The sequence below is a fragment of the Anaerovibrio sp. genome (genome assembly GCF_024697385.1).
Taxonomy (GTDB): domain Bacteria; phylum Bacillota; class Negativicutes; order Selenomonadales; family Selenomonadaceae; genus Anaerovibrio.
This window is the reverse complement of record NZ_JAILFV010000068.1, coordinates 23,400-31,482: the sequence shown is the minus strand read 5'-3', so window position 1 is coordinate 31,482 and position 8,083 is coordinate 23,400. Positions and strand designations below refer to the sequence as shown.

9 protein-coding genes are annotated in these 8,083 nt (G+C 43.6%); all 9 read left to right on the top strand.

Translation table 11 applies throughout. The features are described 5' to 3' along the window. Positions 1-354: 354 nt before the first annotated feature. The 9 genes from aguA (at position 355) to aroQ (ending at position 8,079) form a co-directional block, all read left to right on the top strand. The gene (gene aguA, locus K6C05_RS03315; protein WP_296731201.1) at positions 355-1,440 is read left to right on the top strand and encodes an agmatine deiminase; all 1,086 of its coding nucleotides are present in this window, start codon (positions 355-357) and stop codon (positions 1,438-1,440) included. A gap of 167 nt (positions 1,441-1,607) precedes the next feature. Then, positions 1,608-3,155, top strand: a complete 1,548-nt coding sequence (locus tag K6C05_RS03310; protein ID WP_296731196.1) for a DASS family sodium-coupled anion symporter — start codon at positions 1,608-1,610, stop codon at positions 3,153-3,155. Between the two features lie 177 nt (positions 3,156-3,332). Then, entirely contained in the window at positions 3,333-3,581 is a 249-nt protein-coding gene (locus tag K6C05_RS03305; protein WP_027397049.1) for an IreB family regulatory phosphoprotein, read from the top strand. After that, positions 3,581-3,997: a Holliday junction resolvase RuvX gene (ruvX, locus tag K6C05_RS03300; RefSeq protein WP_296731192.1), complete on the top strand. Its 417-nt coding sequence runs from the start codon at positions 3,581-3,583 to the stop codon at positions 3,995-3,997. Before K6C05_RS03305 ends, ruvX begins: the two co-directional genes overlap by 1 nt. A gap of 84 nt (positions 3,998-4,081) precedes the next feature. Continuing rightward, on the top strand, positions 4,082-4,399 hold the full coding sequence (locus K6C05_RS03295; protein WP_296731190.1) for a DUF1292 domain-containing protein: 318 nt from the start codon (positions 4,082-4,084) through the stop codon (positions 4,397-4,399). Between the two features lie 289 nt (positions 4,400-4,688). After that, positions 4,689-5,789, top strand: a complete 1,101-nt coding sequence (gene mltG, locus K6C05_RS03290; RefSeq protein ID WP_296731187.1) for an endolytic transglycosylase MltG — start codon at positions 4,689-4,691, stop codon at positions 5,787-5,789. Then, positions 5,789-6,400 carry an O-methyltransferase gene (locus K6C05_RS03285; protein ID WP_296731184.1) on the top strand — a complete coding sequence of 204 codons (612 nt, stop codon included), beginning with the start codon at positions 5,789-5,791 and terminating at the stop codon, positions 6,398-6,400. Before mltG ends, K6C05_RS03285 begins: the two co-directional genes overlap by 1 nt. Further along, positions 6,400-7,617, top strand: coding sequence for a U32 family peptidase (locus K6C05_RS03280; protein WP_296731181.1), 1,218 nt, complete (start codon positions 6,400-6,402; stop codon positions 7,615-7,617). The genes K6C05_RS03285 and K6C05_RS03280 overlap by 1 nt, the downstream gene beginning before the upstream one ends. 15 nt (positions 7,618-7,632) lie before the next feature. Beyond that, a complete protein-coding gene (aroQ, locus tag K6C05_RS03275; protein WP_296731198.1) occupies positions 7,633-8,079 on the top strand; it encodes a type II 3-dehydroquinate dehydratase in 447 nt (148 codons plus the stop codon). The last annotated feature ends 4 nt before the right edge of the window (positions 8,080-8,083 follow it).

The following is an 8,083-nucleotide window of genomic DNA, read 5'->3' as shown; positions in this document are numbered from 1 at the left end:
CCATTGTTCAAATTTTTCTTCTTTAGAAGAAAAATCTTCCAATTAGCGTTTCAACGAGCTGGGAGATATGCTCGCCAGCTGTTGTAGTTTGTTTTCCCCCACCTAAAGAGGAAGGGGACATCTTAAAGCTCGTTATATTATTTATTGTATTAACTAAAAGGATTATTCAATATATCGTTGAATAAAATTAAGTAAAATAAAAATCCAATTCGAATTCTTGGGAAAAGGAGGAAGATTATGCTTATTAAACAGAAAGCAAAGATCTGGAAGGTGGCTGCAGTACTTGCAGCATGTGCTGTTTCTTCATTTATAATCAGTCCGTAACCTTCAGCTGTATCTTTTGCAGCAAAAAGGATTACTGCAAGCACACCAAAACAGGACGGCTTCCGGATGCCAGGTGAATTTGAAGAGCAGAAGCAGGTATGGATGGTCTGGCCGGAACGGGGTGACAATTGGCGCAACGGAGGCAAGCCTGCACAGGAGGCTTATATTAATGTGGCACGCGTAATTTCAGAATTTGAACCGGTGACCATGCTTGTTTCCAATGGGCAGTATTCAAATGCCCGTGCCCGTTTGCCGGAGAATATCCGGGTGGTGGAAATGAGCAATGATGACGCCTGGGTGCGTGATACCGGGCCTACCTTCCTTATTAATGACAAGGGTGATATCCGCGCCTGTGATTGGACCTTCAATGCCTGGGGCGGCCTGGTGGATGGATTGTATTTTCCTTGGGCAAATGATGATAAAGTAGCGCAAAAGGTTTGTGAGCTGGAAGGAATCGATAGTTACCGTACGGAAGGATTTGTGCTGGAAGGGGGCTCTTTCCATGTGGATGGTGAGGGCACTTTGGTTACCACTGAAATGTGTCTGCTCAGTAAAGGCCGGAATCCTCACATGAATAAATCAGAAATTGGAAATATGCTCAAGGAATATTTGAATGTTGAAAAGGTAATCTGGATCAAGGATGGTATTGACCCTGATGAAACCAATGGACATGTGGACCTTGTGGCGTCCTTTGTCCGGCCGGGAGAGGTGGCCTGTATTTGGACCGATGACCAGGATAATCCTTTTTATAAGACTTGTCATGATGCATACAGGACACTCAGTGAGGCGACTGACGCCAAGGGCCGCAAGCTCAAGGTATGGAAGCTGACCATGCCAAAAAAGCCGGTTTATCAGCAGGGGGCTGAGACAGTCGATCTTTCAGAGACTACCAGGCCGGTTGAAAACGGCTCGAACTGTCCGGCCTCTTATATGAATTTCCTGATTGTTAGCGGAGGCGTGATTGTTCCTCAGTATGATGATGAATACGATTCCCTGGCAATTAAGCAGCTGCAGGAAATGTTCCCTGAGCGCAAGGTTGTTGGTGTACGCACTCGTGAAGTAGTATACGGCGGTGGTAACATTCACTGTATTACCCAGCAACAGCCTAAGACCTGATAATTAAAGAAGTCTTTGGGCAATAGGTGTATATTAAAAACTTAAAAAGATAATGGAGTTCGCTCGAAAATGAGCCGGACTCTTTTGGTTTATATAAAGGAATATTTCGCATTTTGTCGAATTTTTTAATATAATATATTATATGTTTTTTAAGAAGGTGTTATCATATGAGAAAATTAAGTAGGGAAGCGTTGGATATAAAGCGGGCGGAACAGTCTTTTGACCGAAAACGCAAGACTGTGGGACTGATTGGTGCACCTATTTTGGCTCTGCTTATTTATTTTACGCCTATAGCGGGATTGTCGGTGGAAGCTCATAAACTGCTTTCCATAGTTGTCCTGATTTCATTGTGGTGGATTACTGAACCGATACCTATTCCGGTAACCTCTTTATTTTGTCCGGTTTTGGCAGTTATAACCGGTGTGGTGAATCATACACAGGCATTTGCTGCTTTTGCCCATCCCATGATTTTCCTGTTCCTGGGTGGATTTGTCCTGGCGAAGGCAATGATGATTCATGGCCTTGACAAGAGATTTTCCTATTGGATGCTTTCCATGTCCTGGGTAGGAGCCAATCCACGAAGAATCTTTTTGGCTGTGGGGCTGGCAACGGCACTTTGCTCCGGCTGGGTCAGCAACACTGCTACCGCTGCCATGATGCTGCCTATCAGTATGGGATTGCTGGTAGCCATAAAGGATATGATGGCTGCCAATGGTCAGAATATTGACTTATCAGATTATAAATATGCTACCGGTATAATGCTTATGACAGCATATGCCGCTTCCATAGGAGGCGTTCTTACTCCTATCGGTACGCCACCTAACTTGATAGTATTGGGTTTTTTGGATCAAATGGCTGATATCCATATTTCCTTTTTTCAGTGGATGATATGGGGGTCCATCACCATGGTTGCATATTTTGTCATCACTTATTTCGTGTTGATGAAGCTGTTTCCGGCTGAGGTGGATAGAATTGATGGGGCAGAGGAATTTATTGCTCAGCGTATAAGTGAGCTGGGAGAATGGACCAGAGCCCAGAAAAATACCCTCATATGCTTTATTGTCGCTGTGGTATTATGGGTAACTCCGGGAATATTGAGTATAACCCTGGGGACTACATCCCCTGAGCTTCGCATGTATAACCGGCTGGTTCCTGAGGCTATAGCTGCCATGGCCGGGGCACTGCTGTTGTTCCTGTTGCCTGTTGATTTCAAGGAGCGCAAATTTACTATTAGTTGGAAGGACGCAAAGGATGGTATTGAATGGGGGACACTGCTTTTGTTTGGTGGTGGTCTGACCATGGGTTCGTTGATGTTCAAGACCGGTTTGTCGGCCTGGATTGGGGAATTGATTGTAGAGGCCATGGGTGATGCGGTTTCCCAGGTTGTAATAGTCGCCGTATTCTCTACCTTCTCATTAATGTTATCAGAGCTGACATCCAATACGGCAGCAACAAATATGATTGCTCCTTTGGCTATTACAGTTGCTGTGTCTGCAGGAGTAAGTCCTATTCCGGTAGCTGTTGGTATCGCCTTGGCCTGCTCTTTGGGGTTCATGCTTCCGGTATCAACTCCGCCAAATGCTATTGTATATGCCACCGGTTATATACCGATTACAACCATGCTTCGTACCGGTATTATATTGGATATAATTGGTATGCTGCTGGTGACCATACCATTATCAATATACTTTGTTTCATGGGTTTTGGGCCTGTAAGGTATCGTGCTGTTATGTGCTGAAGGGCATGTGTTTAGTATACCAGCTGTTGGGGGCAGGATGTATGCTTCTGACAGCTGGTTATTTATTTTTCAGGGGCAACCTTTACTGTTTTTTTTCATATTATTATGGTATAGTATGTTTGAAAAGGGTTAGATGAATACAGGAGGTGTTACTATGGTAAGTGAAGAAACTATGATGTTCCGGTTTGGTGCAGATGAGAATAAGGCAGAAAATATAATTAAGAGCACCTGCTCTTCCATGGAAAAGAAAGGCTATAATCCAATCAATCAGCTGGTAGGATATCTTTTGTCAGGTGATCCTACCTATGTGACCAGCTTTGAGGATGCCAGGAAAAAAATCCGTACCCTGGAAAGGGATGAGATCCTGGAGGAGCTGATCAGATCTTATTTGGAGAAAAAATAATGGAAAGAGCTTTAGCCCTTGATGTAGGCGACCGTACCATTGGAATTGCTGTCAGCGATTTATTGGGCATGACTGCCCAAGGTGTGGAGACCATTCGCAGAACATCCATGGAGAATGATTTAAAAAGACTGCAGCAGCTTATGGAGGAATATGAAACCGGTAAGCTTGTGGTGGGATATCCCCGTAATATGAACGGTTCCGAAGGGCCTCGTTGTGAATTTGTCAGGGGATTCTGTGACGAAATCAAAAAGGCTATTCCTCAGGCAGAGATAGTATTATGGGATGAGCGCCTTTCAACTGTGGCAGCATCCCGTTCACTTATTGAAGCGGATGTTAGCAGAAAAAAACGCAAAAAAGTCATTGATAAGATGGCAGCTGTTTTCATATTGCAGGGGTGGTTGGACAGTAATAGTTGACATTGGAACAGCTATAGGGTAAAATCCCCTTGGTTGTAATTTACTGATGGCCTGCGGGTCATGTGCCTAAAAAAGGAGAATAATATGGCAGATAATAAGTTTATTTCTGAAGATGATGACTTGGGTGATATTATAGTGACCTTTCAGGATAATGAAGGTAATGAGCATTATTTTTATGAGGAGATGCGTATTCCACTGAATGGTGATGAATATGCGCTTCTGGTAGGACTTAATGTGGAAGAGGACGAAGATTTTGACGAAGAGGAAAATGTAACAATAGCCAAGGTCATCACGGCTGATGATGGTGAAGACGAATATATTGTTGATTTTTCTGAGGAAGAATTTGATGCAGTTGTGGCAGAATACAACAGAATCTGCGATGAGGCTGAGGCTGAACAATAATTGTATCATTCGGGAACGGCGTTTTTGCGCCGTTCTTTTTATGTTTATAACGCCATTGTTCAAATTTTTCTTTAAAAAAAGAAAAATCTTCCAATTAGCGTTTCCCCTAAAGTGACCAACTTCGTGTCGCAACGAGGTGGGAGATATGCTCACCACCTGTTAAAGATTGTCCCCCCACCTATAGAGGAAGGGGACATCTTACACCGAGTGATAACCTTTTGTTATTTATTATTGTCTGTGCTATTATAGTAATGCCTGTGAATTTGAATATAGTGCTGAGGTGAATGCTGTGGATTTTAATAATTTAAAGGATTCATTAAAAAAATTTTTAACAGAGTCTATTTCTTATGATGCCGGAGCAAGTGAGGAAGATATAAAAAAAATAAAAAGAAATATTATATTGGTGCTGACTGGTACCATTCTTGTTTTTTTACTGATTTTCGGGATTATATTTTTCAGTTGTCGGGTCGGTAAACCTGTTGATGTTGGCCGCGGTGACAATGTGGTATATGTTCATGTGTCCAAAGGTATGAGCTCAGGTGATATCAGCAAGGAACTGGTCAAAAAAGGTGTTATAACATCACCAACAAAATTTTGGTTTGTGACCAAGCTGAATGGAGCTGACTCGAAATTTAAGATTGGTACCTTTGCCCTCACCCAAAATATGGATGTTACTGAAGCTTTGTCTGTGCTTATAAATGGTCAGACTGTGGCTGTGAGAGTGACTATTCCTGAAGGCTATGGGGTAAGGGATATCGCCAAACGCCTGGATGAATATGGCGTGTGCTCCGAAAAGGAATTTTTGGAGGCAGCCAGGGACTATGCTCCTTATGACTATATAGAGGCCCACAGTGGTACATTTTACAGAGTGGAGGGCTTTTTGTTTCCTGATACCTATGATTTTGCCAATGATGCAACGGCCAAGGATGTAATGAAGCGGATGGTGGATGAGTTCGACAACAAGCTTACTCCACAAATGAGGAAGGATGCTGCTGCCAGAAATATATCCATATACGAACTGGTAAATATGGCGTCTATTATAGAAAAAGAAGCCTGTATTGAGGATGATCTGCCGATTGTTTCCCAGGTGTTGTGGAAGCGTCTCAAGGTAAAAATGCCGTTGCAGAGTGATGCAACCCTGCAGTATGTGATGCCGGAAATTAAGGAGGATGTATCCATTGCAGATACAAAAATAGATTCACCGTATAATTCATACCAGAATTATGGCCTTCCACCTGGGCCGGTTGCCAGCCCCGGGCTAAAGGCCCTCAAGGCGGCACTGTATCCTGCCAATACGGATTATCTGTATTTTGTAGCAGACAGAAAGGGCAATAACTACTTCAGCAATTCTTATGATGAGCATATGATAAAGGTAAATGAGGTTCGCTAATGGAAAAGCTGGAGGATTTGATTGCCGAAATGGAAAAGTATGGCCGTGAAAACCGCGTTCCCATCATTAATGAAAAGGGGATGCCGGTGCTGTTGGAGACAGTGCGGCGCAAAAAGCCCCATCGTGTACTGGAAATCGGTACGGCTATAGGGTATTCCACCCTGCTTATAGCAGATGCTGCGGCAGATGATGTACAAATTGATACATTGGAGCTTTCCGATGAACGCGCTGAGACTGCCAGGAAATACATAGACAGGTCTCGGTACAGCAGGAATATAACAATTCATGTCGGTGATGCCGGGGAAAGTCTTCTGAGGCTAAAGGGCAAATATGATTTTGTATTTATTGATGCAGCCAAGGGGCAGTATCCCGATTATTTCAGAAAGGTATATAACCTTTTGACAGACGATGCATTGGTCCTTGCGGACAATGTACTGTTCCGTGGTTATGTTTTGGGGAAGGTGGAATGTCCCCGTCGGTTCAGGACTATCGTCAAAAGGCTAAGGGAATATATTTCCTTAGTGACTGATAATGATGAATTTCAAACAGTAATCCGTGAAGATGGTGACGGGCTGGCTATCAGCCAACGCTTATCAGGGGAGAATAAATAATGATAAAACCTGAATTATTGGCACCTGCCGGTAATATGGAAAAATTAAAAATGGCATTGATATATGGAGCCGATGCAGTTTATTTGGGAGGAAAAGCCTTTGGGCTCAGGGCCTATGGCGGAAACTTTTCCAATGATGAACTGAAGGAGGCCCTGGACTTTGCTCACAGTATGGGGAAAAAGGTTTATGTTACGGTGAACATATATCCGCATAACAGTGATATGGAAAAGTTGCCGGAGTATTTGACATACCTGAACGATATTAAGGTCGATGCACTGCTGATTGCTGATTTGGGAGTTTTTACCCTGGCAAGGAAATATGCACCTGATGTAGAGCTTCACATCAGTACACAGGCCAACAATACCAATTGGGTTTCAGTTAATACCTGGGCAGACATGGGTGCCGCCAGGGTTGTTTTGGCCAGGGAGCTCTCATTGGAGGAAATTAAAGCAATCAGGGAAAAATCTGAGGTCGAATTGGAGATGTTTGTGCATGGGGCAATGTGTATATCCTATTCCGGCCGTTGCCTGATGAGTAATTACATGACCGGCCGGGATTCCAACAGGGGAAGCTGTGCCCAGCCGTGTCGTTGGAAGTATTCCCTGATGGAGGAAAAAAGGCCAGGTCAGTTTTTCCCTGTAGAAGAGGATGACCGGGGGACTTATATCTTTAATTCAAAGGATATGTGCCTGCTGCCATATCTTGATGATGTAATAGCCAGTGGGGTGAACAGCCTGAAGATAGAGGGCCGAATGAAAAGCGTTCATTATGTGGCCAGTGTTGTCAAGGCATATCGTCAGGCCATAGATTCCTATTTCGAGTCGCCGGAGGACTTTACGGTGAAGGATGAATGGCGGGAAGAACTGGAAAAAGTATCCCATCGGGCTTATACCACAGGTTTTTATTACAACAGGCCAACGGAAAAGGACCAGATATATGGCAACAGTTCCTATGAGCAGACATCTGATTTTGTTGGACTGGTTCTGGATTATGATGAGGATACCGGATATGCCATGGTGGAACAAAGAAACAATATGAAAAAAGGTCAGGAAATAGAAATATTTCAGCCTGAGCTTCCGGGTTTCAGGATGGTTCTGCAGGAAATGTACAATGATGAAGGGGAGGCAATAGACGTAGCCCCTCATCCGCAACAGATTGTGCGGATGAAAATGTCACAGCCGGTTGAAAAGTATGCTATTTTGCGCAGAGATATATGATTTGAGGTGTATATGATGAGTAAGGTACTGGTATTGCATGGTCCTAATTTAAATTTATTAGGGACAAGGGAACCGGAGATATATGGTCATGAGACATTGGCTGATATCAATAAGGAGCTGGAAAAACAGGCTGCCCAGGCAGGTGTTGATACCGAGTTTATGCAGTCTAATCACGAGGGAGACCTGGTGGATGCCATTCAGCAGGCAGCTTCCAGGGGAGCTGATTTTATCATATTGAATGCCGGAGCGTATACGCATTACAGCATTGCCATAAGAGATGCCATTGCTGCCATCACTGTACCGGTAATAGAGGTTCATTTATCCAATGTTCATACCCGTGAAGAATTCAGGCATAAATCAGTCATAGCACCTGTGGTTATGGGACAAATTCTTGGCTTTGGTTCAGACAGCTATTTTGCTGCAATGTCAGTTGCCATAAGAAAAATCAGCGCCAGGGATTAAAGGA